The 23,964-nt window shown below is 69.6% G+C and carries 22 protein-coding genes and 1 pseudogene; 10 read left to right on the top strand and 13 right to left on the bottom strand.

All coding sequences use genetic code 11. The features are described from left to right. Window positions 1-199: 199 nt before the first annotated feature. Window positions 200-1,798 (bottom strand): ABC-F family ATP-binding cassette domain-containing protein, encoded by a 1,599-nt coding sequence (locus tag ACH45N_RS12890; protein WP_397394362.1) that lies wholly within the window; start codon window positions 1,796-1,798, stop codon window positions 200-202. Between the two features lie 127 nt (window positions 1,799-1,925). Here ACH45N_RS12890 and ACH45N_RS12885 point away from each other — a divergent pair, with 127 nt between their 5' ends. Both ACH45N_RS12885 and ACH45N_RS12880 read left to right on the top strand, forming a co-directional pair. Next, window positions 1,926-3,116 carry an MFS transporter gene (locus ACH45N_RS12885; RefSeq protein ID WP_397394361.1) on the top strand — a complete coding sequence of 397 codons (1,191 nt, stop codon included), beginning with the start codon at window positions 1,926-1,928 and terminating at the stop codon, window positions 3,114-3,116. 54 nt (window positions 3,117-3,170) lie between these two features. Next, window positions 3,171-3,827, top strand: a complete 657-nt coding sequence (locus tag ACH45N_RS12880; protein WP_397394359.1) for a hypothetical protein — start codon at window positions 3,171-3,173, stop codon at window positions 3,825-3,827. Between the two features lie 56 nt (window positions 3,828-3,883). Here the strand turns inward: ACH45N_RS12880 and ACH45N_RS12875 are convergent, their stop codons facing one another. Continuing rightward, entirely contained in the window at window positions 3,884-5,344 is a 1,461-nt protein-coding gene (locus tag ACH45N_RS12875) for an aminoacyl--tRNA ligase-related protein (protein WP_397394357.1), read from the bottom strand. A 163-nt stretch (window positions 5,345-5,507) separates the two neighbouring features. Beyond that, a complete protein-coding gene (locus ACH45N_RS12870) occupies window positions 5,508-6,395 on the bottom strand; it encodes a neutral zinc metallopeptidase (protein ID WP_397394355.1) in 888 nt (295 codons plus the stop codon). A gap of 114 nt (window positions 6,396-6,509) precedes the next feature. On the opposite strand from ACH45N_RS12870, the gene ACH45N_RS12865 reads away from it, so the two are divergent. Further along, window positions 6,510-7,571, top strand: a complete 1,062-nt coding sequence (locus ACH45N_RS12865; protein WP_397394353.1) for an MBL fold metallo-hydrolase — start codon at window positions 6,510-6,512, stop codon at window positions 7,569-7,571. A gap of 25 nt (window positions 7,572-7,596) precedes the next feature. Here the strand turns inward: ACH45N_RS12865 and ACH45N_RS12860 are convergent, their stop codons facing one another. Next, window positions 7,597-9,027 carry a serine hydrolase domain-containing protein gene (locus tag ACH45N_RS12860; RefSeq protein ID WP_397394351.1) on the bottom strand — a complete coding sequence of 477 codons (1,431 nt, stop codon included), beginning with the start codon at window positions 9,025-9,027 and terminating at the stop codon, window positions 7,597-7,599. Window positions 9,028-9,044: 17 nt separating this feature from the next. Beyond that, window positions 9,045-9,689 (bottom strand): DedA family protein, encoded by a 645-nt coding sequence (locus ACH45N_RS12855; protein ID WP_397394346.1) that lies wholly within the window; start codon window positions 9,687-9,689, stop codon window positions 9,045-9,047. Window positions 9,690-9,816: 127 nt separating this feature from the next. Between ACH45N_RS12855 and ACH45N_RS12850 the strand changes: the two genes are divergently transcribed. Together ACH45N_RS12850 and ACH45N_RS12845 are read left to right on the top strand one after the other, a co-directional pair. Further along, the gene (locus ACH45N_RS12850; RefSeq protein ID WP_397394344.1) at window positions 9,817-10,992 is read left to right on the top strand and encodes a sensor histidine kinase; all 1,176 of its coding nucleotides are present in this window, start codon (window positions 9,817-9,819) and stop codon (window positions 10,990-10,992) included. Beyond that, the gene (locus ACH45N_RS12845) at window positions 10,983-11,621 is read left to right on the top strand and encodes a response regulator (protein ID WP_397394342.1); all 639 of its coding nucleotides are present in this window, start codon (window positions 10,983-10,985) and stop codon (window positions 11,619-11,621) included. The genes ACH45N_RS12850 and ACH45N_RS12845 overlap by 10 nt, the downstream gene beginning before the upstream one ends. A gap of 48 nt (window positions 11,622-11,669) precedes the next feature. Here the strand turns inward: ACH45N_RS12845 and ACH45N_RS12840 are convergent, their stop codons facing one another. Continuing rightward, window positions 11,670-12,362, bottom strand: coding sequence for a hypothetical protein (locus ACH45N_RS12840; RefSeq protein ID WP_397394340.1), 693 nt, complete (start codon window positions 12,360-12,362; stop codon window positions 11,670-11,672). Between the two features lie 173 nt (window positions 12,363-12,535). On the opposite strand from ACH45N_RS12840, the gene ACH45N_RS12835 reads away from it, so the two are divergent. Beyond that, the gene (locus tag ACH45N_RS12835; protein ID WP_397394338.1) at window positions 12,536-12,754 is read left to right on the top strand and encodes a hypothetical protein; all 219 of its coding nucleotides are present in this window, start codon (window positions 12,536-12,538) and stop codon (window positions 12,752-12,754) included. 366 nt (window positions 12,755-13,120) lie between these two features. Here the strand turns inward: ACH45N_RS12835 and ACH45N_RS12830 are convergent, their stop codons facing one another. Continuing rightward, window positions 13,121-13,339 (bottom strand): hypothetical protein, encoded by a 219-nt coding sequence (locus tag ACH45N_RS12830; RefSeq protein ID WP_397394336.1) that lies wholly within the window; start codon window positions 13,337-13,339, stop codon window positions 13,121-13,123. A 34-nt stretch (window positions 13,340-13,373) separates the two neighbouring features. On the opposite strand from ACH45N_RS12830, the gene ACH45N_RS12825 reads away from it, so the two are divergent. Continuing rightward, complete coding sequence (locus tag ACH45N_RS12825) at window positions 13,374-14,720, top strand: hypothetical protein (protein ID WP_397394334.1); 1,347 nt, start codon at window positions 13,374-13,376, stop codon at window positions 14,718-14,720. Between the two features lie 130 nt (window positions 14,721-14,850). Here ACH45N_RS12825 and ACH45N_RS12820 read toward each other — a convergent pair whose 3' ends face one another. From ACH45N_RS12820 to ACH45N_RS12810, 3 genes are all read right to left on the bottom strand, one after another. Next, complete coding sequence (locus tag ACH45N_RS12820; protein ID WP_397394332.1) at window positions 14,851-17,355, bottom strand: DUF4268 domain-containing protein; 2,505 nt, start codon at window positions 17,353-17,355, stop codon at window positions 14,851-14,853. Window positions 17,356-17,460: 105 nt separating this feature from the next. Further along, window positions 17,461-18,072 (bottom strand): hypothetical protein, encoded by a 612-nt coding sequence (locus ACH45N_RS12815; protein WP_397394330.1) that lies wholly within the window; start codon window positions 18,070-18,072, stop codon window positions 17,461-17,463. Window positions 18,073-18,160: 88 nt separating this feature from the next. Then, on the bottom strand, window positions 18,161-19,303 hold the full coding sequence (locus tag ACH45N_RS12810) for an EcsC family protein (protein WP_397394328.1): 1,143 nt from the start codon (window positions 19,301-19,303) through the stop codon (window positions 18,161-18,163). Between the two features lie 184 nt (window positions 19,304-19,487). On the opposite strand from ACH45N_RS12810, the gene argS reads away from it, so the two are divergent. From argS to ACH45N_RS12795, 3 genes are all read left to right on the top strand, one after another. Next, on the top strand, window positions 19,488-20,618 hold the full coding sequence (gene argS / locus ACH45N_RS12805; protein ID WP_397394326.1) for an arginine--tRNA ligase: 1,131 nt from the start codon (window positions 19,488-19,490) through the stop codon (window positions 20,616-20,618). A 69-nt stretch (window positions 20,619-20,687) separates the two neighbouring features. Continuing rightward, window positions 20,688-21,263, top strand: coding sequence for a dihydrofolate reductase family protein (locus ACH45N_RS12800; RefSeq protein ID WP_397394324.1), 576 nt, complete (start codon window positions 20,688-20,690; stop codon window positions 21,261-21,263). 76 nt (window positions 21,264-21,339) lie between these two features. Beyond that, entirely contained in the window at window positions 21,340-21,960 is a 621-nt protein-coding gene (locus ACH45N_RS12795; RefSeq protein WP_397394322.1) for a TetR family transcriptional regulator, read from the top strand. Window positions 21,961-21,980: 20 nt separating this feature from the next. On the opposite strand, the gene ACH45N_RS12790 is transcribed toward ACH45N_RS12795, so the two are convergent. The 3 genes and pseudogenes from ACH45N_RS12790 to ACH45N_RS12780 form a co-directional block, all read right to left on the bottom strand. Next, a complete protein-coding gene (locus ACH45N_RS12790; protein ID WP_397394320.1) occupies window positions 21,981-22,322 on the bottom strand; it encodes a hypothetical protein in 342 nt (113 codons plus the stop codon). After that, window positions 22,319-23,116, bottom strand: a complete 798-nt coding sequence (locus tag ACH45N_RS12785) for an ASCH domain-containing protein (RefSeq protein WP_397394318.1) — start codon at window positions 23,114-23,116, stop codon at window positions 22,319-22,321. The genes ACH45N_RS12790 and ACH45N_RS12785 overlap by 4 nt, the downstream gene beginning before the upstream one ends. A gap of 42 nt (window positions 23,117-23,158) precedes the next feature. Continuing rightward, window positions 23,159-23,674 (bottom strand): annotated as a pseudogene (locus tag ACH45N_RS12780) (DUF4291 domain-containing protein); the annotation flags it as partial. Window positions 23,675-23,964 lie beyond the last annotated feature (290 nt).

Below are 23,964 nucleotides of genomic sequence, written 5' to 3'. Positions count from 1 at the left end.
CGCCGGGGAAAGACGTACTCAGCCGAAGGGGTAACGCTGAGCGAGCAGTGCTCGCTCAGCGTTACCCCCTCGGCTGCGTCATCAGTTTCCCGGAGACCCGTTCAGCCGGCTCAGGCTCTGGCTGCGTCGCCTGAGCCGGCGGCTCCGCTCCGGGCGTGTGCCTCGTTCCTCGGCCCGCACCCTGCGCTACGCCTCTGGCTCAGGCGAGGGAGACGAGCTCCTGGTAGCTGTCGTTCCAGAGGTCCTCGTCGCCGTCGGGCAGCAGCAGGACGCGCTCGGGCTCCAGGGCCTCGACGGCGCCGTCGTCGTGGGTCACCATCACGACCGCACCCTCGTACGTCTTGAGCGCCCCGAGGATCTCGGCCCGGGACGCGGGGTCGAGGTTGTTCGTGGGCTCGTCCAGCAGCAGCACGTTCGCGCCGGAGACGACGATGGTCGCGAGCGCGAGCCGCGTCTTCTCGCCGCCCGACAGCACGTGGGCGGGCTTCTCGGCGTCGTCCCCGCTGAACAGGAACGAGCCGAGCACGGAGCGGACCTGCGTGTCCGTCAGGTCGGGCGCGGCGTGCCGCAGGTTCTCCACGACGGTCGCGTGCATGTCGAGCGTGTCGTGCTCCTGGGCGTAGTAGCCGAGCTTGAGGCCGTGCCCCGGCTCGACCTCGCCGGTGTCCGGGGCCTCGACGCCCGCGAGGATGCGCAGCAGCGTCGTCTTGCCCGCGCCGTTGAAGCCGAGGATCACGACGCGCGACCCGCGGTCGATCGCCAGGTCGACCCCGGCGAACACCTCCTGCGACCCGTACGCCTTGGACAGGCCGGTCGCGGTGAGCGGCGTGCGCCCGCAGGGCGCCGGCGTCGGGAAGCGGAGCTTGGCCACGCGGTCGGCGGCGCGCTCGTTCTCCAGGCCGCCGAGCATCTTCTCGGCGCGCTTGATCATGTTCTGCGCGGCGGTCGCCTTGGTCGCCTTGGCGCGCATCTTCTCGGCCTGGGCGAGCAGCGTGCCCGCCTTCTTCTCGGCGTTGGCCCGCTCGCGCCGACGCCGCCGCTCGTCCGTCTCGCGCTGCTCCAGGTACGTGTCCCAGCCCATGTTGTACTGGTCGAGCTCGCCCCGGTTCGCGTCCAGGTGGAACACCTTGTTCACGGTGGCGCGCAGCAGGTCGACGTCGTGGCTGATCACGATGAACCCGCCGTTGTAGGCCTTGAGGTAGTCGCGCAGCCAGATGATCGAGTCGGCGTCGAGGTGGTTGGTGGGCTCGTCCAGCAGCAGCGTCTCGACGCCGCTGAACAGGATGCGCGCGAGCTCGATCCGGCGGCGCTGACCACCGGAGAGCGTGCTCAGCGGCTGGCCCAGGACGCGCTCGTCGAGGCCGAGGTTCGCCGTGATGATCTGCGCCTCGGACTCCGCGGCGTACCCGCCGGCGGCGAGGAACCGCGCCTCCAGCTTGGGGTACCGCTCCAGCGCGGCGGCCTGGGTCTCCGGGTCGGCCGAGGCCATCTCGCCCTCGGTCTCCCGCATCTGCGTGATGACCCGGTCGAGGTTGCGCGCCGAGAGCACGCGGTTCATCGCGAGAACCTCGAGGTCGCCCGTGCGCGGGTCCTGCGGCAGGTAGCCGATGTCGGTGCCGCGCACGATCTGCCCGCCCGTGGGCTGGGTCTCGCCCGCGAGGGTCTTGGTCAGCGTGGTCTTGCCGGCACCGTTGCGACCGACCAGGCCGATCCGGTCGCCCGAGGCGACCCGGAAGGTGGCCTCGCTCAGCAGCACGCGCGCGCCGACGCGCAGCTCGACGCCATGGGCAGTGATCACGCAGATGGTCCTCACGGTCAGGGGGATGGTGGCAGGGTGGATCGGCCCACGGCGGCGGGGGCCGGTCCAGTCTAGGGGGTGCGGGTGCGGCAACGGGCAGGTCGCGACGAATGTCACCATGGAGCCCATGCCCAGCTCCCGTGGTGAGGTCACCGCCTGGCAGCCCGGCGACGTGCGCGACGCGGCCGGCGGCCTGTTCGCCCTCGCCCTCGCCACGTTCGTCGCCGTCACCACCGAGCTGGTCCCGGTGGGTCTGCTCCCCCTGATCAGCGACGACCTCGCCGTCTCCGAGCCGGTCGCGGGCCTCCTGGTCACCGCGTACGCGTTCATGGTCGCGGCGCTCGCCCTGCCGCTGACGTCGGCGACCCGCCGGCTGCCGCGCAAGACCGTGCTGCTCGGCACGCTCGCCGTCTACACGCTGAGCAACGTGATCGTCGCGCTCGCCCCGACCTTCGCCGTCGTCGCCGCGGCCCGGGCGCTCGGCGGGGCGGCGCACGCCGTCTTCTTCTCGGTGAGCATCGGGTACGCCTCGCGGCTGGTGCGGCCGCACCTCGCGGGACGGGCCCTGGCGCTCGTCACGCTGGGTGCGTCGGCCGGGTTCATCCTCGGCGTCCCGCTGTCGACGTCGCTGGGCACCGCCGTCGGCTGGCGCAACGCGTTCCTCGTCCTGACCGGCGTGTGCGTCGTCGCGGGCGTGCTCACGGCCCTTCTGCTGCCGTCCGTCCCGGGCGGCGGCGCTCCCCCGGACGACGCCGCCCGCGGCGCCCGGCGCACCGCCCTCGCCCAGGTCACCACGGCCAACGCGCTGGCCTACCTCGGCCACTTCACCGTCTACACCTACATCTCCGTGCTGCTCCTGGCCGCCGGGCTCGCCACCGCGGCGCTCGGCCCCGCTCTGCTGCTGATCGGGGCGCTGGGGCTGATCGGTGCCGCGTTCGCCGCCGCGCGGCTCGACGTCCGCCCCCGGCAGACCACCGTTGTCACCCTGTCCGTGGTCGCGGGCGGCGTGCTCGCCCTCGGGATCGTGTTCCCGGCGACGGTCGGCACGCTCGCCGCCGCGGCCGTGTGGAGCATTGGCTTCGGCGCCGTCGCCGCCGTGTTCCAGACCGCGGCGATCCGGACGCACGGCGCCTCGCCCGACGTCGTCGGTGCGCTGGTGAACGCGACGGCGAACATCGGCATCGGCGGCGGTGCGGCGCTCGGCGCCCTCGTGCTCGACGGCGCGGGCGTCGCCGCCGTCCCGTACACCGGCGCGGCGCTCGTGGTGGCCGCGCTGGTCATGGTGCTGGTGGCACGTAAGGCGTTCCCGGGCAGGTGACCCCTTCACCGCCAGGACGCGCGCACCCGGCGACGCGGACGTAACGTCCGCCCCATGGGCCCTGAGACCTCCAGCGTTCCGGTCACCGTCGCCGACGCCCTGCCGCACCTGCGCGCGGGCCGCCTCACGGGCGGTGACGACCTCACGGCCAACCGGCCGGCGAAGCACCTGATCGCCCGCCGCCGCACCTACTTCCGGCAGCACGCGGTCGCTGTGCTGCGCGGCCGGCTGACCGGCCGGCCCGACGCGTACCACCGGGAGCTGCGGCACCGGATCACCGGGGCCCGCGGCGCCGCGCACGAGCTCTGGACGCTCGTGGCCCGGCGCCCGGTCTGGCGGGTGCTGCAGTCCGTCCAGTCCGACGGCGGCGCCCTGGAGCTCGACCAGCTCGTCATCGGGCCCGGCGGCGTCTTCACCATCCACACGATCCACCGGCCCGCGCACGAGGTCACCGCCGAGGCCGCCCGGAACGAGGCGCGCCGCACCCAGGAGATCCTGGGCCGGGCCACCCGCGTGCCGATCACCGTGCGGCCGGTCATCGTCTTCGTCCGCACCAAGGAGCCTCGCGTCGAGGGCTCGGGCGAGGGCGTCGAGGTACTGACGGCCCGCGAGCTCGTGCCCTGGCTCGAGAAGCACCGGCCCGTGCTCACCGACCGCGAGCTGGAGGTCGTCCACCTGGCGGCACGCGACCGGCGGACCTGGGTGCGCTGACCGCTCGACGACGGACCGCCCCGCCGGCCCGGCGGCACTCACCGGCGCGGCGGCATTCACAGGCCGACGCGCGGCACCCGCCGACGCGCCGCCTCGGCGAGCCGGTCCCCCAGCTCCGCGAGCGGCACCGAGGCCTTCGCGCCCGACGCCGGGTCGGTCACCGCCAGCGCACCCGCCGCCACCTCGCGGGCGCCCAGCACGCCCAGGAGCGCGTCCCGGCGCTGCCGGGCCCGCCGGATCCGGCTGCCCAGCGACCCCTCACGCTCCACCCGGACCCGCAGGCCGCGGGCCCGCAGGTCGGCGGCGAGCCCGTCGACGAGCTGGTCGACACCCGAGGCGCCGTCCGGGGCGCCGTCGGAGGCGTCGTGCTGGGCGCCGTCGGAGGCGCCGTCCGGCAGCGGGAGCAGGCAGACCTGCACCGGCGCGAGCCAGAACGGGAGCCGTCCGCCGTGGCGCTCCAGGAGGAACGCGACCATCCGCTCCATGGCGCCGACGGTGCCGCGGTGGATCATCACGACCCGCTCGCGCTCGCCGGACGCCGCGACGTAGGTCAGGTCGAACCGTTCGGGCTGGTTGAAGTCGAGCTGCACGGTCGCGAGGGTCTCCTCGTGGCCGCGCGCATCGAGCACCTGGACGTCGATCTTGGGGCCGTAGAACGCGGCCTCGCCGGCCTGTGCGTGCCACGGCACGCCGGCAGGCGACGCGACGTCGTCGAGCACCGCGCGCAGCGCCTCCTCGGCCGCGGCCCACTGCTCGGGCGCGCCGAGCCACCGGTCCGAGGCGTCCCGGCCGGACAGGCGCAGGTACGCCACCTCGATGCCCAGGGTGTCGAGCACCTCCAGGACGGCGGCCAGCGCGGTGCGCACCTCGGCCCCGACCTGGTCGGGACGGCAGAAGACGTGCGCGTCGTCCAGGTTGATCTGCCGCACCCGGCTCAGCCCTGACAGCACCCCGGAGCGCTCGGCCCGGAACATCGGCGCGAGCTCCGCGTACCGCACCGGCAGGTCACGGTACGAGCGGGGTTCGGACGCGTAGATCTGCGCATGGTGCGGGCAGTTGGCGGGGCGCAGGACGAGGGGGTCGGCGTCGGCCGCAACGCTCGGCGGGCCGGGAACGACGTCCGGGCTGCCGTCGGCCTGCGGGGCCGGGCCGGAGCCGTCGGCGTTCCCGCCGAGGTACATCGGCGGGAACATGTCGTCCGCGAACTTGGCCCAGTGGCCGGAGCGCTCGTACAGCGACCGCTTGCCGAGCACGGGCGAGTACACGGGCTCGCAGCCGGTGCGCAGTGCGACCTCGCGCGCGTACTGCTCCAGCTCGTACCGCACCGCCGCGCCGGCGGGCAGCCACAGGGGCAGGCCGGAACCGACCAGCGGGCTGGTGTCGAAGATCCGCATATCGCGGCCGAGGGTGCGGTGGTCGAGGATCGCGGGCGCCTCCGTGGGCGCGGAACCGCGGGCCGAGTTCTGAGCCGCTGCCGGGGACGGGGACTGCTGCTGGTTCGATGCGGGGACGTTCATGACGGTGCTCCTTCGATGGAGGAGTCGCCCCGGTACCGGCGTCGTGCACGACAAAGGCCCCGGAGCGAGCTCCGGGGCCTGGGTGCTGAGTGCAGGTCAGCGCGCGCCGGAGTGGTCCGGCGTCGTCGTGCGTGCGCTGAGGTGCATGCCGCCCACCGTAACGTCAGAGGGTGCGGGCGTCCAGGGCGTTGCAGTCCTGGATGGTGCCGCCGTCGTAGCCGATCGAGAACCACCGCACGCGCTGCTCGCTGGAGCCGTGCGAGAACGCCTCGGGGTGCACGTCGCCGCCGGAGCGACGCTGGATGTTGTCGTCGCCCACGGCCGCGGCGGCGGACAGCGCCTGCTCCAGCTGTGCCTGCGAGATGGGCTGGAGGAACGGCACGCCCGTGTCCGGGTCCTTCGTGGTCGCGGCGTTCCCGGCCCACATGCCGGCGAGGCAGTCCGCCATGAGCTCGATGCGCACCGAGTCCGACTCGGGGCCGGTGCCCGACCGGTCGGCCCGCGCGAACAGCCCGAGCTGGTTCTCGATGTGGTGCCCGAACTCGTGCGCCGTCACGTACATCTCCGCCAGCGGCCCGCCCTCGGCGCCGAACTGGCTGGAGAGCTGGTCGTAGAACGAGAGATCCTCGTACACGGTCGTGTCGGCCGGGCAGTAGAACGGCCCGGTGGCCGACGTCGCGGAACCGCAGCCGGTGTCGACCGCACCGTTGAAGCTGACGACCTCGGGCAGCTCGTACTCGACGCCGCCCTGCTCCGGGAGCGTCTCGGCCCAGTAGACGTCCAGCGAGTCGACGGCGGCGCTGAGCCGGCACTCCTGGTCGACGTTCGCCTGCTCGGCGGTGCACGTGCCGATGTACTGCTGCTCGCCGCCACCACCGCTGTCGGTGGTGGCCCCGAGGATGTCGGCCGGGCTGTTGCCGGTCAGCACCATGTACAGGAGTGCGATGACGAGTGCCGCACCGCCGCCGACTCCCGCGCCCACGGCGCCCCGACGTCCTCCGCCCTTGCGGACCCGGCCACCCTCGAACTGCCCGCCCTCGCTGAAAGTCACCTGACAACGCTACCGCGACGCGGGGGCCGGCACCCGGAGGCGCGGGTCGCCGAGCCCTGTGGCCGGCGGGACCTGCGACCGGCGAGGCGACGGGTCCGTTCGTACGATCGGCCCATGGACCTGCTGCGACATGCCGAGCTGTCCCGTCGTGCCGTGCTCGCCGCGGCGTTCGTCCCACTCGTGGGATGCGCGCGGGGGGCGGCGGTGTCAGGAGGGAGTGGGGTGTCGGCAGGGAGTGGGGCCTCCGAGGGCACTCGGGCGTCGGCGGCCGCACCGGCCGCACCGGCCGAGAGCGCGGGGGGCGACGAGGCGTCGCCGTCCGCCACGACGGAGCCTCGGGGGCCGGCGGACTACCGAGAGCGGGCCGAGCGGATCGCAGGCGACGACCCCGTGCTGCTCGCCCTGATCGCCGCGTTCACGCCGGGCTGGCTGCCGCCGCCAGCCCCCGACCCGGAGCCCACGCGGATCTTCGACAACGTCACGGTGGTCGGTACGGACTTCGTGTCGGCGACGGCCGTAGAGACCTCCGACGGCGTGATCCTGATCGACGCGCTGGAGTCCCGGGACCAGGCCGCCGAGATCCTGGTCCCCGAGCTGCGCGCGCTGGGCGTGGACCCGGCGCGCATCCGGTACGTCGTGGTGGCCCACGGACACGCCGACCACTTCGGCGGGGCCCAGTACCTCGCGGACCGGTACGGCGCCCGCGTGCTGATGAGCCCCGCCGACTGGGATCTCGCGGCCGCGGACGACTCACCCGACGTGCCCGAACGTGACCTGGAGATCTCCGACGGGCAACGGCTCGCGCTGGGCGGCACGACCATGCGCCTCCCGTACACGCCCGGCCACACCCCCGGCACCGTCTCGCCGGTGTTCCCCGTGTGGTGGCACGGGCGACGGCACACAGCGATGCTCTGGGGCGGCACCGGGCTGCCAGAACCGACGTCGGGCAAGCGCGACTACCTGCGGTCCGTGATCGACTACGCCGCCCTGACGCGCCGCTCCGGCGTGGACGTCGAGCTGAACAACCACGCCCAGACCGATCACGGCCTGGCCCGCCTGCGGGCGCTGCGCGACGGGACGGCCGGGACGAAGAATCCGTTCGTCCTGGGCCGTGCCCGCGCGCAGCGCTTCATGCGGGTGCTGGAGCTCCTGGTGCGCGACCACCTCGACGCGTAGGCCGCCGTGGCCGCCGCGACCGTGACTACCCGGCCGTGCGGCTCCGGTAGTGCTCGATCGGCCAGGACGTCATCGCGCCGATGCGCACCGAGACGATCTCGCCGGCGGCGTCGCGCTCGGTCTGGACCGGCTCGCCCACCGTGCCGAACCCGGCCACGGGCTCCTGCACCAGCCGGCCGTCGGACACGACGAGCCGCTGCGCGACCTCGGCGGGCTCGGCGGCGCGCACGTTGATCGCGTGCAGGATCCCGCCGAGGTCCACGATGTCGGCCACGCCCCACAGGTTGGCGAACCGGCCGACGGGCGCGTCGGCCGGCACGCCCGGCGCCGGGTCGCCACCCTTGCCGGAGGCACCCGCGAGGACTCTGGCGGCCGCCACCTCGTCCGCCGCCGCGAGCGCCAGGTTGATCAGCTGGATGACGCCGTTGGCGATCTGCCCGGCGGCGCCGTCGACGGCGTTGGTCAGGGCGGAGACCACGATCCCGTCCACGGGGTCGATCCAGGTGCGGGTGATGTGGCCGGGGTAGCCGCCGGAGTGCCCGACGACCTCGCGGTCCCCGACCTTGCCGACCTCGATGCCGACGCCGTAGCGCCCGAGCTCCTTGCCGCGCACCGCGACCCGGGACTCGTCGCGCTGCATGATGCGCTTGCTGGCGTCGCTGATGAGGGTGGTGTCGCCGTACACGTGCGCGGCGCCGTAACGGACCATCTCCCGCGCCGTGGAGTACCAGCCGGTCGCCGCGGCCATCGCCCGGGTGTCGACGTGCGGGATGACTCGGCGCTCGTCGCCGTGGGCGATCCGCCCGGTGTGGCCGGCGGCGTACTCGGTGGCGCGGGCGGGGTCCAGCTCGGTCCCGGTGTGCGTCAGGCCCAGCGGTTCGATGACGGCGACCCGGGCCACCTCGTCGTACGTCTTGCCGGTGACCTGCTCGATGATGATGCCGAGCAGGCTGTACCCGATGTTCGTGTACTTGAAGTGCTCGTTGGGCTCGAACACGACACCCTCGGCGCGGACGCACTCCAGCACCTCGGCGCGGTCGAGGAAGGGCCGGTGGTGCTGCCAGAAGTCGCCGTCGGAGGAGTCTCGGATGATCCCGGCCTGGTGACCGAGCAGCTCCCGGACGGTGACGCCGGCGGCGCGCGAGCCGTCCAGCTCCGGCACGAGGTCGCCCACCCGGTCGTCGAGCCGCAGCTCGCCGCCCTCCACGAGCTGCATCACCATGACGCCGGTGAACGTCTTGGAGTGGGACGCGACACGGAACAGGTGGTCGCTGGTCAGGTCCTCTCCCGTCTCGACGTCGGCCTTGCCCCAGGCGAGGTCGACGAACGTCTCGCCGCGGCGTCCGACGGCGAGCTGCAGGCCGGGGATGCCGTGGTACGCCGCCTGGAACGGGGCCCAGTCGGCGAGGTAGGGGGCGATGGAGCGGAGGGTCTGGGCGGTGCGGTCGTCAGTCACGGTTGCATCATGCCCGATCAGCGCTGGCGGGCATGGCGCGGCCGGTCGGGGTTGCGCAGTGTCTTGACCAGCCACCACACGATCAGCAGGACGGCCACGACGATGACGACCTTCTGGAACACGCCGACGCTCTCCTCGACGATGTGCCACTGGTCCCCCAGGAGGTAGCCGGCGCCGACCAGCAAGGTGTTCCAGACGCCCGAGCCGAGGGTGGTGAAGAGCAGGAAGCGCGTCAGCGGCATGCGCTCCACACCGGCAGGGATGGAGATGAGGCTGCGCACGATCGGGATCACCCGCCCGATGAGCACCGCCCAGTCGCCGTGCCGGTTGAACCAGGCCTCCGCCTTGTCGACGTCCTCCAGCTTCACCAGCGGCATCCGGTCCACGATGTTGCGCAGGCGGTCCCGCCCGAGCCACGCGCCGAGCCCGTACAGGAGGACCGCGCCGACCACGGAGCCCGCCGTCGTCCAGACGAGCACCTGCCACAGCACGAGGGTGCCCTGCGCTGCTGTAAAGCCTGCCAGCGGCAGGATCACCTCGCTCGGAAGGGGCGGGAACAGGTTCTCGAGGGCGATCGCTACGCCTGCGCCCGGTGCGCCGAGGGTCTCCATGAGCCCGACGGCCCAGTCGGCGACGGTCGTGGCGAAGCTTTGTGTCGTCATGCCCCTACGCTATTCGGCCCGGGAGGGTCGGCGGACTGCGGTAGTCCGTCACGGCGTGCGGGTATGCCGCAGGTGACGTGTGGTTTTCCGCAGTCCGCCCGGCCGCCGTCGTCCCTATCCTGACGAGGTGAACCCAGCCCCCGCCGCTCCGCGCAGCTCCCCCGTACGGGTGGTGTGGGGTGCTGCTCTCGGCGCCGTCACCTGGCCGGTCGACCTGTTCTGCGGCGTGCTGGCGGTCCTGACGGCAGGCGGTCCGGAGCCGCTCGGGCCGGTTCGTGCCGTGGTCACGTGGCACCGCCGGCGGGCGGTCCGGTTCCTCGACTGGTCCGACGCCGGTGTCCCGCTCACCTCCCCGCGCGCCGCCGCGTATCTCGCGCTGCGCGTCGGCATGGGCTCGCTGAGCCTCCTGGTGCTGGGGCTGCTGGTGTACGGCGTGTTCGGGGTGGTCGTGAGCCTGGCGTCCTGGCTGTTCGACGTGCGCCTCACCGTGGACGCCGCCGTCCAGGGCGACGGCCTGTCGACGTGGGACGTGGTCGTGCTGGTGCCGATCGGCGCGATCCTGCTGTACCTGGACCTCATGGGGCTGTTCGGGGTGGGTCTGCTGGACCGGTGGACCGCTGCCCGGTGGTTGTCGCCGAGCCGCAGCGAACGCCTGGAGGCGCAGGTCGAGGAGCTGACGGTCAGTCGCACGGAGCTGCTGTCGGCGCTCGACGCGGAACGCGGCCGCATCGAGCGGGACCTGCACGACGGCGTGCAGCAGCGGGCCGTCGCCCTCGGTCTGCTGGTCAACCGGGTACGGCGGCTGGCCGACCCCGGCTCGGCGGGCTCCCTGCTGCTGGAGCAGGCGGCGCGCGAGGCGGAACAGCTCGTGACGGACCTCCGCGACGTCGCCTGGCGGGTGCGGCCCAGCACGCTGGACACACACGGGCTGGAGCCGGTGCTGCGACAGCTCGTGTCGCACGCCGCGGTGCCGACCGTGCTGGACTGGGCGGTCCCGGGGCGGCTGCCGCCCGCGGTCGAGACGACCGTGTACTACGTGGTGGCGGAGGCGCTTACGAACGTGGCGAAGCACTCGGGCGCCCAGGGGACCCGGGTGGCGGTGCGGCTCGCCGACGACAAGAACCCGGACAGCGGCGACGTGTGTGTGGTGATCAGCGACGACGGCGCGGGCGGCGCCGTACTTCGGCCCGGTCACGGGCTCGCGGGCCTGGCCGGCCGCACGGCCGCCGCGGGTGGCGCGCTGACCATCGAGAGCCCGACCGGCGGCCCCACGCGGATCGAGGTGACGCTGCCGTGCGCGTGATGCTGGCCGAGGACTCCGCCCTGCTGCGCGAAGGTATCCGCAGCCTGTTGACGGACGAGGGGCACGACGTCGTCGCGGCGTACGGCTCCGCCGAGGGGCTGCTGAACCGGCTCGAAGCCGAGCGGCCGGACGTCGTCGTGCTGGACGTCCGCATGCCGCCGACCCACACCGACGAGGGCGTGCGGGCAGCGGTGCGGATCCGGGAACGCTGGCCGGAGGTCGGCATCCTCGTGCTGTCGCAGTACGTCGAGCGGCAGTTCACGCAGGTGCTGCTGGGCGACGAGGCGCGCGCCGTCGGCTACCTGCTCAAGGACCGGGTGATGGGCGTGGACGACTTCCTGGAGGCCCTCGACCGGGTGCGGGCCGGGGGCCTGGTGCTGGACCCCGAGGTGGTGGGACAGCTGTTCCGGGACACGTCGCACCCGCTCGGGTTCCTGAGCGAGCGGGAGCGGGAGGTGCTGGCGCTGATGGCCGAGGGGCGCACCAACGCGGGCATCGCCCGGGCGCTGTTCATCTCGACGTCGGCGGTGGAGAAGCACTCGAACGCGATCTTCGACAAGCTCGAGCTGGTGGCGGCAGACGGGTACAACCGGCGGGTGCTGGCGATCCTGCGGTGGTTGGAGCCATAGAGACAGATGGCGGTTCCTGCAAAGCCATCGGTTCAAACATGGCAGCGATCACCGTCGAGAAGCCTTGCCCTCGACGAGGACAATAATCTCTTCGGCCAGTTTACCCACGTTCCGAAAACCTAGATCCATACCGGCCGGAGTCAAGTCCGGCTTCTCTTCCTCTGACGCCCAGTCCGAGCCGTCAAGACTATGCGCCAGCGCGTTTCTTAGATCCAAGATAGGCACCATCATCTGACGCACTGCAGCCAATTCAAGATCACTGCAACCCAGCGAGATCAGCAGTCGCTTCAGTTTGCCAGAGAATCCACCCACTGGTCGCCGTGAAGCCTCCGCACCCGATTGATTCGGACCGAGTTCCACGAGCAGCAGCTCCAACGCCGCCGTCACTGATACAAGAGCCGCCGCACCGGTAATCCGAGCAGAATCCTCGTAGAACCCCTTGCTCTCGTACAAAACATCCTCGATCTCGCAGCCCCACTCTTGATGCAAATCGTGGTTGCTAGTCTCCTCCTGCAGCATGTTTACCCGTTCGATCGCAATTTCAGATATCGCGCGATAGGCAAATACGGCAGCCGAGAACCTCGCGCGGAACCGGATCCATTCGACGCGGTCACTCCCACCCCAGCCAACATAATCATCAGCGAAATCTTCGGGATCATTATCGAGTTCATGCGTATCCGACCCGACGACACCCTCTGTGATTGGCAACAAACCATTTTCAGCGCCAGACTCGAAGATCATGGGGTGAGGATATCCGATGAGCGGCAACATCCGCATCGAATTACGTTGACGCGTGCTGGACACGAGCTCCAACTGTTTCCCTTTCGCAGGCCTTATCCGACCTGGCAGACCTGTCATAGCACAGTCGCACGAAACCAAACACGTGGTCCGGTCCACCCCGGCAGGGTCATCGGGTGCGCGACTTCCTTTCCGGGGCGACCGGCGTGATCTGGTCCTCACTGCTGCCGCTGCTCGTCGCTGCCGACCATGACGCTACGGGGACCGCACGCTCCCCCGAGCACACAGGCATGATCGAGATGGCCGGCGGCACTCCGATCGTCGTGGACGTGTACGACGTCGATGCGCCCACTGCCGCCGTCGTCGAATCCCGGCCTAACTTGGTGATGCACTAACTCACGGATCTGCCTAACGACGCCGGAGACATCCCGGCGCGCGCTGACGCGAACTCGCGGATGCGGACCGAGGGGACGGCCAATCTGCTCACGGCACCGTTGGAGGCGGATGAAGCGCAGGTGCTGGCGCAATCGACCGCCTGGACGGGGCGACGCTGTGAAGTGGCACGAGGCCGTTGGGCTGGATGCGGGCGGGATCGTGGTTCGTTGCGGACGGCGCTACGGCCGGGGACGTACTACGAGTCGGAGCTGCCCGCGCACCCGCGGATCCACATGAGCGGTGCTGCTCAGCGGACGGTTCCGTTGGTGGAGGCGGTTCCTGGCGTTGTGGTACTGGCCGATCCGGAGGGCTGACCTAGCTGCTCGTCAGGTCAGGCAGCACGCCGCGCCGGTGGCGGCTGCGAACGAGATGTAGCCGTCACCCTTGCCGGAGGCGAGCAACATAGTGAGGCTCCGGCCATCGTCCCGACGATAGGCGTGGGTAGCGTAGTCGAGGAGCTGGCCGCCGTGGCCGCAGATCTGGCCACCGCAGGGCAGGTCGAAGGCTCGAGACATGAGCCGTTGCCGAAGTTTCAGCGCGTACATCTCGACTCGCTCATCTGGCCCCTATAACCTGCCCGTGGATCCGGCGGAGCAGAGGTGGGACGTGGCAAAGGAGCGGGACAACGCGTTCGTTGTCGTAATCGTCAAGGAACAGGACTGGCGTCTACTTGAGTATCGCCTAAGCACGAACTCTGACCAGACCACGAGGATCAACATCGACCGGGACCGCTTCCCTAACAAGCGACGGCGACGCATCTGCATCCTTATCCACGACGGTCGCCTCATCGGCCTGTGCCTCGCGGGGTATCAGAGCGCATCCGGCGACGCTGACCACATGGCGGGTCTCGCTCATTTACGGCGCTTAGACCCTCCGATTCCAGCCAACCGATTTCTGTCGCGCCTACGGGAGCCGTTCCGGGCCGACATCGCCGAGGCACTGCAGCGTGGACGCCTCTTGGACCGCCGAGAGACACATGAGGTTAAAGAGGAGCTCAGCCGTGATGCGCTCCATCTGGTCCTCCTCGAGGAGCTACACGGTCTCATCGAGGAGATCCCGCGGGTCGAGTCGGACGCTACTCGTAGCCGCGCCGAGCAGCGTGACGCGATCGCTCTCGCACTGGAGTCGGTCACGCTAAACAGTGCAAAGGCGCTGCCGAGGACAGAGCATGACGACGGCCCTAACCTACTGCCCTTTATAAATGACATGCGCACGCACCCACCCGACGAAGCGGCCATCATCCGGCATGATTGGTCGCGGATGCCCGACTGGGTCTTGCGCAATCATCCCAAAGATCACATGGCCTGGATGACCTTTGCCGACCCCGAGTCCGGCAAGGAACGGGTCTCAATCGCCTACGCCGACAAGACAAAGCTGGAGAATGTAACAGGCACCGACCTCATCTACTTCAGGCAGCACCAGCCTGGTTTCGTGCTCATCCAATACAAGCGGATGAAGAGCGAACCCCGAGGCGACGTCTATCGGCCAGACGCGCAACTGCGAAAGCAGATCATGCGAATGCGCAACATCGTGCCAACGGATCCCGAGTGGCTCCATACGGTCGACGACTACCGGATCACACCTGAGCCGTTCTTCATCAAAGTGGTTGACCCGCAGGTCACACGGCACGAGAACTACCGACTCGCCGATGGCATGTATTTCCCGCTCCGTCTCTTCGAGTCCATGCTGAGTTCCGACGAGCACCTCGGCCCTCAGGATGGAACCGCAATCGGCCGACGCAACGCGCCAAAGCATCTGAGCAACGACTTGTTCATCCAACTCCTGAAGAACGGATGGATCGGCACCGCAGGCAACGACACAGACGCGATGACGAAACTGATCGGGACCCTGCTCGGCGAGCAGCACGGGCTGGTAATTGCCTACGATTTGCGCGACCCGAAAGACCGACGCGGCGGAGCGATGTGAGGCCGGCGCGCTGGCTGATCAGAGGCTTTCGGTTTACTCGCAAACCGACATCCACAGACGTTGATTTCGATGAGCTGTTGATGTGTCCAAGTGATTCAACCCACCGAAGGTACCCGTCGCGCGGCCCCACTCACAGGTACGTCGGGAAGACCTCAGCGAACTTGTCGGCGGTGCTAACCAGCCACTGCGCGAGCGGGCGTGCCTGCGCGTCGTCGCGCCAGTCGCCGTCCTTACGGAGGATGACCTGGCTCGACTTGTTCTCGGGGACGTCGCGCCAATCGAGCCTGGCGCCGACGGCGGTCTCTATCTCCTCACGGTGGGCGAGGAGGTGAGCGAAGAGGGCCTTGTCGTTGCGGATGTAGAAAGCGCAAAAGACCGCGGCGGGCTCGCGGGACGCGAGTGACAGGACGATCAAGACGCCTGGGAGTCCCAGACTGACGTCGAGTGCGTATTGCGTCGAGGCGTTCGGCCAGGAGGCGATCGTCGTCGAGGTAGCCTCGCCCAGGTCCCGGACGGTCTGGAAGAACTCCTTCCGCTGCGCAAGGAGAGGTCTCGATCCACCTGTCCGCCAGGCAGGACCGTCGTCGTTGACGTCCAGACCGACGAGCGTTGCGAGCTCCTGGGCATCGATGAACTGGTCGGGCTGAGCGTGGTCGTCATCATCGAACTTCATACCCTCGGACTCCAGGTATGCACGAGGGTCTTCGGTCCTGGCAGGGTCAGTCCAGCGGAACCCGGGTGAGATCTTCCCGCCCGTCTGCAGCACGCGCCACGCACCCTGCATCTGGTTGCTGGTGATGACTGCCGCGACCGGTTGAGGGTACGAGCCGGCGACCAACGCAACTTCGCCGTAGGACGTCCACCGCCCGGCGGGGATCTCGGCGACGATGGATGCGACCAGGCTCCGCATCGCCGATGGTTCTTCGGTGGCCGTACCGACGACGCTCTCGTCCGGTCCCGGCCACAGGGCGATGATCTTGTCGGCGAGGCCAGCACCACGGGCTGCGATCTGCTCGGGGCCCCACGATTCGTGCTCGGCGATCTCCTGGTTCATCCGCAGGCCGCTGGACGCGAGCATCGGCCGCTTCTCGTCGAAGCCCTTGTTGCTCAGCTCGGAGTTGTACCCGCTGAGGGTCAGGTTGCCGAGCGTGTGCACGATCCGCTCGTGCTCGTAGGTGACGTTCGCGCCTTCAGGCAGGTCCGCTGCGAATTTCTCGCGCACAGCCTCGGTCAGAGTTTGGGGCAGGACGTGCTCGATCGTCAGGTTCTTGGGGTCGATTGCTTCCTTCGAGCCGTACGACTCCTCCAGCCACTGCAGGATGAGCTTCTTCTGCGCTGCGCGGCCCTGCCAGTAGAACGGGACTGTCCCGACGGCGTCCTGAACCTGCTTGTCGGTGGCGAAGTACTTGCGTCCGCGCGACAGGAAGTCGCACAAGGCGACGTCGACCTGCTCGGCGTCCGTGATCGCGCCGACCGCCTGCAGCAGCGTCCTGTTGAGGCCGGCTGTCGCGCGTCCGATCACGATGCGACGTACGAAGTAGGACTCCAGGTACGTGAACGCGTTGGCGGTCTGCTCTGCGGTGGCGGTTCCCGCGGCTCGCCGGTCGAGGATGCGCATCACCAGCGGGTATGCCGTCGTCGAACCCCATGCCTTGATCCGCGTGAGCCGCTGTCGGATCTCGCCATCCGGTTCGCGCTGCGGATCCAGGATCGTCGCCAGCACATCGCCCAACTTGGAGATGCGCACCACCTCGACCTCGATCTCGGCGGGCGACGCGAGCTTCTCCAGGCGCTTCTGCTGGCCGACGTAGGTGTCGGACTGCTTGACGCGCTCATCGGTCTGGACCAGGTCCAGCCAGAACAGCAGTTCGAGGTTGTCCGCGCTGAGCTTCTTCTCCAACGGCAGCCACATGCTGTCGTAGACGACGTCCGCGCGCTCGCCGAGGCGCATGAACAGGTAGTTCTTGAGCAGATCAGACTGGTTGAGCTGCAATCCGGTGTTGTTGAGCGACTCGAAGATGCGATGCGCGTTGTCGCCAGGCTCGGCGGTCACGACGACGATCGCGAGGCCGCGGACAACTGCGTTCTCGATCTCTTCAAGGTCGTGTGGGTCGTCAGGATCGTCGGCAGCGGCGATCTTCGAGCGGAAGTGGTTGTACGCCTCACCGACCGTGTCACTACCGCCAGCATCTGGGGCAGAGCGCACCACGGCCAAGTACGCCGACCGGTCAGCCTGCGTCGGGAGCACCTTGGTGGGCTTGCCCTTGTCATACACGTTCACGAGGTACTGGGCATGGATGCCCTCGGCGCGCTCCGGGTCCCCGGTCTCGAAGAGATGGTCCCGCAGCGCCGCGAGGAGGAGGGTCAACGTCGTCAACCGCTGCTGACCGTCGACGACCAGCAGCTTGGACACGCCGACGACGGAGAAGTCCGGGCTCGTGGCCAGGACGAGCGAGCCGATGAAATGCGTCGCACTGGGCTCCTCGCGACGCGTCTGGGCCAGCTCGACGACGTCGTCCCACATCTGGTCGAGCTGCTTCTTCCCCCACGAGTAGGAGCGCTGGTACAGCGGCACCTGGTACTGCTTCTTGCCCTCCAGGACTCCAGCGAGGTTCGTCTCCGCCGCCTTGACCACGTATGCCTCCGGCTCTCACCTGTACAAATACCGAATCTCACGCTACAGCGCAGCCACTGGAGCCGAGGACCAGCGCCTTGCACGGGTCCACCGGCTTGACTGCCGTCACCCTCCGTTGAGTTGGATCTGGTGGTCACGCGCCGACTCCATGATCTCGGCTTCAGTCACGAAGTCGTCCCATCCGCGAAGGTAGGGGCGTTCAGACTCGGTTCCGTTGCTGCAGACCACGTCGTCGTGCCAGTCATAGTTGTCAGTAGCCGAGTACCAGCACGACCACGTCGACACCACCGCTTCCCCGATCCCCTCGCTCGATGGAGTGTCCGCAGCTGACCCGAGCGGCGTTGAGCCGTCGTCCAACTCGGTTCGCGTCGCGTCTCTGCTGATCTTGTCGGCGAGCCAACTGTCAGTCGATTCGTCTTCATTGGCCTTGGGGTTGCCGTTCTCGTCGTTCAGCTCCCAGAAGTCGTGGAAACCCAGTTCCCTGCAGGTCGCGTAGTCCTGGTCACCGCAGCCCGATGTCTTCCAGCCCTCGACTTCCCGAGGATCCAGGCAGCCGCTTTCGCTTCCGGTCCATACCGCCCCGGTGCCCTCGCATGAAGCTTGGCCGAGGTCGTGAACAAGCACTTCAGCGCTGCTTGAAACAGACGGAGAAGTGTTCCCGGCGGTGCAGCCGGCAACTGACGCTGCCAGAGCAACAGCAAGTGCAATCGTCCTCATGGTTACCTCGTCACTCATTCGAAGTTCCCAACGGGGCATGCTCTGCACAATCATCCGACCGCTCGCCAAATGTGGAATGCGGCATGGCTTACGCTCTCGCGTCATCGTCAGCCGCTTCGCTCTTGTCCTCGTCCACGATCTCGTCGATGATCTCGATCAGGCTGATGTCGTCATCGAGCCCGTTATCGTCGCTCGCGGCCCGCGACGACGGATCTTCGTACCGGACGACGGTGGTACCGACCTCGAGATGAGGGTACTTCTCCAGCAATAGACGACGGCGGTAGGCGACGATCGCCTCGTCCACCAGCCCCTCGACGAGCGCCCAGTTCATTCCCGCGCTCAGTACGATTCCCAGACCTGGAACGACCTTCGCCAGCGTCTTTTTGGTGAACCTACCGCCGAATTCCTCGGCGAACTTGGCGAGCGCGCGGGATATCACTGATTCGTTGAGCTTGGCCCATGAGGCACCGCGATAGAGGCCCTGGGTCAACCGGGAGAGGTCCCGCAGTGCGAATCCCCGAGCCGACGCGGTCGTAGCTGAGCCCAAGTTGATCACAGCGGCGACGACGAGCTTCTCGACCGGATCTTCCGGGTCGTACCCGTGCAGGAGTGAGACGTGTCCGACCGCTCGTGAGGTGATCCCTAGAACAGCCGCGACATCGACGATCATCGCCCCCGCGATCGTCGTCATTGCAGGTGCGGCGGTCACGCCGCCGCCGGTAGCGATCACTCCGCCGGTCAGGAGAGTGGCAGTGCCAACACCCGACGTCGCCGCCACCGCTGCGTATGCGAGGTCCAGGTTACGACCGCGCACTCTGTCGATGACTTGAAGGTCGAGCTTCCGGACATCGCTGAGCGTCGTGACGTCGCATCCAGCCTTGACGTACTTCTTGACAGCGCCATCCGGTGTCAGTCCGACGCGTGCCACTCGGTTGGCCATGGTGGAGGTACGTTCAGCAGCCCGCCCAGACCAGTCCTTGACTCCCTCGGGGACTTTGCCAACGAGCCGGGAAGCGCCCGTAGCCGCCTTTCGTCCGCCCTCCGCGATCTTGCCGCGGACAGAGCTCAGTCGTGTTCGCGCATCCACCGCATCATTCGCCCTGGCCCAGGCAGAGGCGACACCTTCGGCCGTTTTCTCACCGGCTATCCGGAACGCGCCAGACAAAGGGCGAGAGCGGCGCTCGTCGAGGTTCTCCCAGGCGTGCCGCTCGTAGTCAGACGGTTCAGACATTTCCGAAGCGTAGAGCCGCAGTGCGCGCCAAGGCACAGGACGGACCGAAGATCACCCGGAATGAACCGAGCCGAGATCGGCCAGCGCTCCTTCCGCAGAAAGGCCACGCGACCACGCGGCCTGATATCCCGGGTTCTCAGTGACCACCGTGACCGCACAGCTTGATCAGGCCGATGCTCCGTGCATGAGCCTGCTACCGCCTTCCCCGCCCGAGGTCCCGCCTCTCTCCGCCGCAAACCGGCTTGGATCCGGCGGTGGGTCGGACAACCCCACTGGGCCAGACGTCGATCCAGAAGCCGTCTACGACCGCCTCGGCATCCTGCTCACCCTGGCCGACGCCGACGGCGAGTCCCGCTACAACGCCGACCTGCCGGGCGTCGTCGACGAGCTCGTGGCCCAGGGCATCGCCGTCGACTCCGACGGTGCCCTGTGCGCGTTCACGGACGGTGTCGTCGGACCGGACGGCGATCCCGTCCCGCTCATCGTGCGCAAGAAGGACGGCGGCTTCGGTTATGCCGCGACCGACCTCGCCACGCTGCGCCTGCGCGTGGACGAGTACCGGGCCACCCGCATCCTCTACGTCGTCGACGCGCGGCAGGCCCTGCACTTCCGGATGGTCTTCGACGTCGCCCGCCGCGCCGGCTGGCTGCCCGACGACGTCGCCGCGACCCACGTCCCGTTCGGCACCGTCCTCGGCGCCGACGGCAAGCCGTTCAAGACCCGCGACGGCGGCACGGTGCGCCTCGACGACCTGCTGGACCAGGCCGTCGAGCGGGCCCGTGCGGAGCTGGCCGAGAAGGACCACGGGCTCATGCCGGAGGAGTTCGAGCACGTGGCGCAGGCGGCGGGCATCGGCGCGGTGAAGTACGCCGACCTGTCGAACACGCGCACCAAGGACTACGTCTTCGACGTCGACCGCATGGTGGCGTTGAACGGCAACACCGGCGTCTACCTGCAGTACGCGCACGCGCGCGTCCGATCGATCCTGCGCAAGGCGGCCGACGCCGGGATCCCGCTCGGCCGGCCGGTCGACCCGACCCTTCCCCTGCACCCGGCGGAACGGGCGCTGGCCCTCACGCTGGACGAGCTGGCGGCGACGCTCGACGACGTCGCCGGCACGCTCGAACCGCACCGGCTGGCCGGCTACCTGTTCGGCCTGGCCCGCGCCTACACCGAGTTCTACGACCAGTGCCCGGTCCTGCGGGCGGACGACGACGGCGTCCGGGCGAACCGCCTGGCGCTGTGCGAGCTGACGGGCCGCACCCTGGCGACCGGGCTCGACCTGCTGGGACTGGCGGCACCCGACCGGATGTGACGCCGATGAGTCCCGGGGCACGGACCGGTCTGCCCCCTCGTACCGCATCCGCGACACGAGGAGAACACCATGCCCGTCACCTACACGTTCGACGTCTTCTCCAGCCTCGACGGCTTCGGCGCCGCGGGCGGTGACTGGCGGGGCTACTGGGGCAAGCAGGGTCCTGAGCTGCTCGACCGCCGTCTGACCGAGTACGGCGCCGACCAGCGCCTGGTGCTCGGGGCCACCACCTACCGCGCGTTCGCGCAGATGCTGGCCTCGAGCACCGAGAACCCCGAGGTGCTCGACCCCTGGGTGACGCGGATGCGGAACCTGCCGACGACGGTGGTGTCCTCGACGCTGGAGAACCCGCTGGACTGGCCGGACGCCACGGTCGAGCACGGCGACGCCGTCGACGTCGTCGCCCGGCTCAAGCAGGAGTCCGCGGTGCCGCTCCGGTCCCACGGGAGCCTGTCGATGAACCGGGCGCTGCTCGCCGCGGGCCTGGTCGACCGCGTCCAGGTGACACTTTTCCCGGTCGTCACCGGGCAGACCGGGCTGGACCCGGTCTTCCAGGACGCGGCCGACCTCGACCTGGAGCTGATCGAGCACCACACCCTCGACGGCAGCATCCAGGAGCTCGTCTACGTGCCGACCCTGCACTGACCAGGCACCCGCCGTGTCGCCGTACGCCGCTGCTGTCAGAGCCTGACACATGTGACATCAACGCTACCCTGGGGGCATGTCGAGCACGACGAGCAGCGGACCGAGCAGCGGTCAGACCCTGCGCGAGATCAGCCGCGACGCCGTGCGCGCGCGCATCACCGAGATCGCGCTGGACCTCTTCGCCGAGCGCGGCTTCGAGCAGGTGACGGTCGAGCAGATCGCCGCCGAGGCGGGCATGTCCGCCCGCACCTTCCACCGCTACTTCCCCGCCAAGGAGGACGTCGTCATCGGCGACCCGGCGCGCGGCGGCGAGTTCGTGCGCGACGTCCTGGCCGGCCGCCCCCAGGACGAGCCCGTCTGGGACTCGCTCCGCATCGCCTTCGACGCGCTGGTCACCCAGGCGCCGCACCGGGGCGGGGACGACGAGCGCGGCAAGCGCGCCATGCGCGTGATGGTCGGCGCCGCCTCGCTCCGGGCCCGCGGCCTGGAGAAGCACCTCCTGTGGGCGCGCATGCTCACGCCGCTCGTCGCCACCCGCCTGCCCGACGACGACGCCGTGTTCCGCGCCGAGATCATCGTCCAGGCGGCCCTCGCCTGCCTCGACGTCGCCCTCACCACCTGGGCGAACGCAGACGACGGCACCACCGCGAGCGAGCTGCTGGGACGCAGCTTCGCCACGGTCCGGCCGCAGGCCTGACCGCGCCGCGGGCGGGGCCGTCAGCGGAACTCCGCGACGACCTCGATCCGCCCCACGATGTTCGCGTTGAGCTCGTCCAGGTCCTCCGCGGGGATCCAGTACTCCAGGATCGTCTGCCCGCCGACCTGCTGGACCTCGTACCGGTCGAGGAACTCCCGGGCGACGTCGAACCGCGTCACGTAGCCCACGCCGCTGGCCTTGACGTTCCAGTCTCGCGCGATCCGCGTGGCGTAGTCCTCGTTCAGCACCGGGTAGAAGATCGGCTGGTCAGCAAGCCGCGGTGGCCAGGCACGCCAGCCCGACTCCTCGACCAGGGCCAGCTCCTGCGGCCCGGTCGGCCGCCACAGGGTCACCGTCTTCATGGGCGAGATCCTGGCACGACTGGCACCACCGGATCGAGGTCGTATCGGCCGGGTCGCCCCGGGTCGACCGTCCGGAAGCGCACGAAGTCGACCACGTCGCCGTCCCTGACGTCGGGGTAGTAGTGCGTCCGCAGTGCCGTACGCAGCTCGTCGGCCGTGCAACCCTCCAGGGCCGCCTGGGCATCGGTGATGTCGGCGAACCGGACATGCTCCACGGAGTCCACCACCCCGGGCAGCGCCCGGTACCGGTCCTCGAACTCGAACATCAGCGTGACCGGCCCCGGCACCGCCGGGTCGTCGAACCGTGTGGTGGCGGTCTTGCCGCCGTCGACGACACTCTCCCAGTGCCGCGGGCTGAACCGCAGCACGCGCGGCGGGTCCGCGTCCGGGTGCTGGGACGGGTGCGGCAGCAGGTCGCGGGCGGGAACCGAGAACGGCTGACCGGCGCCGGGCACGATCACGCGACAGTCGGGCTGTTGGTCGAGCAGCACCTGACGGCACCGCCCGCACGGGGGCATGACGCCGCGACCCTTGTCGCCGACCGCGACGATCAGCGCGATCGGGCCGGAGCCCGCAGCGGCAGCCGTGCCCAGCGCCACGAGCTCGGCGCACGGCCCGCCCGTGAAGTGGCCGACGTTGGCGCCGGTGTGGACGTCACCGTGGACGTCCATCACCGCCGACGCCACGGTGTGCAGATAGGCCCCGTCCTCGGGGAGCCGGGCGACGACCTCGAGGGCCGCGTCGATCAGCCGCTGCTCGGCCGCGGTCAGCAGGGGGTCGGTCGCCGTGGTCATGAACGGGATCCTGGCATGGCCGGCGCCCTGGCACCGAGTGCTTTATCCGTCCGCCCCGATCCGGGCCGCCACGTCCGCCGGCAGTGCGTACGGCGCTTCCTGCGGCAGCGCGGGCGAACCGCCCGCGGTCAGCTCGGCGCGCCAGGCCCGGACCTGATCGGTGACGTCGTCCAACCCGACCACCCACTCGTCCACGTAGGCATCCACCGCCGGGCCGCCGATCCCGACCTGCAGGGACCGGTGCTCGAGCGCGCGGCCCGACGGCGTCCGCTCCGGGTCCCACTGCACCCGCACCGGGCTGGACCTCTTCTGCGCGGCCCACGCCGCGACGTCGTCGTGCAGCGACCGGTCGAAGTGGCTCAGGGCGGCGAGGCCGAGTGCCTGCTCGAAGCCGCTGCGCGACATGCGCACCGCGAGGACCCGCTCCTGGCCGGGCCTGGTCGCCCAGCCGCAGCGGTACATCATCCAGCAGAACGACGGCTTGACCCACGTCATCCGCTCGCGCTTGAACGGCGGCACGAACCGGCCGGCTCGCAGGGCGGCGTCGGCGATGGCGGGCGGGTACGCCTGCTAGACGGTGAGGGTGTCGGCGTCGTGGACGGCGCGCACCTGTCGCTTCGGAGTGCTCATCGGCGGCGACGGTACGCACCCGGCGCCGTCCGGCCAAGGTGATTGTCCCGTGTCGCAATCACTCAGTCGGCGTCCAGGCAACCACCGGATATCACCGTTGTGATGTCGGGGTTACGGCTATTAATGGCGACCTGTCGCAGAGTTCGGTCCTGGAATGTCTTGATTCATTCCACGTGTTCCAGGTCACGTTCCGATTGACAGGATGAAAACCCCGTCTG

Origin of the sequence: Promicromonospora sp. NPDC019610 (assembly GCF_044389365.1) — a bacterium.
Classification (GTDB): domain Bacteria; phylum Actinomycetota; class Actinomycetes; order Actinomycetales; family Cellulomonadaceae; genus Promicromonospora.
The sequence above is the reverse complement of the archived record's forward strand: the minus strand, read 5'-3'. Positions and strand labels throughout refer to the sequence as shown.

Excerpts from the sequence above, each read along its gene's own strand:
- ACH45N_RS12885 (WP_397394361.1), top strand. The coding sequence starts at position 1,926 with ATGCCCAGCTCCCGTGGTGAGGTCACCGCCTGGCAGCCCGGCGACGTG.
- ACH45N_RS12880 (WP_397394359.1), top strand. The coding sequence starts at position 3,171 with ATGGGCCCTGAGACCTCCAGCGTTCCGGTCACCGTCGCCGACGCCCTG.
- ACH45N_RS12875 (WP_397394357.1), bottom strand. The coding sequence starts at position 5,344 with ATGAACGTCCCCGCATCGAACCAGCAGCAGTCCCCGTCCCCGGCAGCG.
- ACH45N_RS12865 (WP_397394353.1), top strand. The coding sequence starts at position 6,510 with ATGGACCTGCTGCGACATGCCGAGCTGTCCCGTCGTGCCGTGCTCGCC.
- ACH45N_RS12855 (WP_397394346.1), bottom strand. The coding sequence starts at position 9,689 with ATGACGACACAAAGCTTCGCCACGACCGTCGCCGACTGGGCCGTCGGG.
- ACH45N_RS12840 (WP_397394340.1), bottom strand. The coding sequence starts at position 12,362 with ATGATCTTCGAGTCTGGCGCTGAAAATGGTTTGTTGCCAATCACAGAG.
- ACH45N_RS12830 (WP_397394336.1), bottom strand. The coding sequence starts at position 13,339 with ATGTACGCGCTGAAACTTCGGCAACGGCTCATGTCTCGAGCCTTCGAC.
- ACH45N_RS12815 (WP_397394330.1), bottom strand. The coding sequence starts at position 18,072 with ATGAGGACGATTGCACTTGCTGTTGCTCTGGCAGCGTCAGTTGCCGGC.
- ACH45N_RS12810 (WP_397394328.1), bottom strand. The coding sequence starts at position 19,303 with ATGTCTGAACCGTCTGACTACGAGCGGCACGCCTGGGAGAACCTCGAC.
- argS (WP_397394326.1), top strand. The coding sequence starts at position 19,488 with ATGAGCCTGCTACCGCCTTCCCCGCCCGAGGTCCCGCCTCTCTCCGCC.
- ACH45N_RS12800 (WP_397394324.1), top strand. The coding sequence starts at position 20,688 with ATGCCCGTCACCTACACGTTCGACGTCTTCTCCAGCCTCGACGGCTTC.
- ACH45N_RS12795 (WP_397394322.1), top strand. The coding sequence starts at position 21,340 with ATGTCGAGCACGACGAGCAGCGGACCGAGCAGCGGTCAGACCCTGCGC.
- ACH45N_RS12790 (WP_397394320.1), bottom strand. The coding sequence starts at position 22,322 with ATGAAGACGGTGACCCTGTGGCGGCCGACCGGGCCGCAGGAGCTGGCC.
- ACH45N_RS12785 (WP_397394318.1), bottom strand. The coding sequence starts at position 23,116 with ATGACCACGGCGACCGACCCCCTGCTGACCGCGGCCGAGCAGCGGCTG.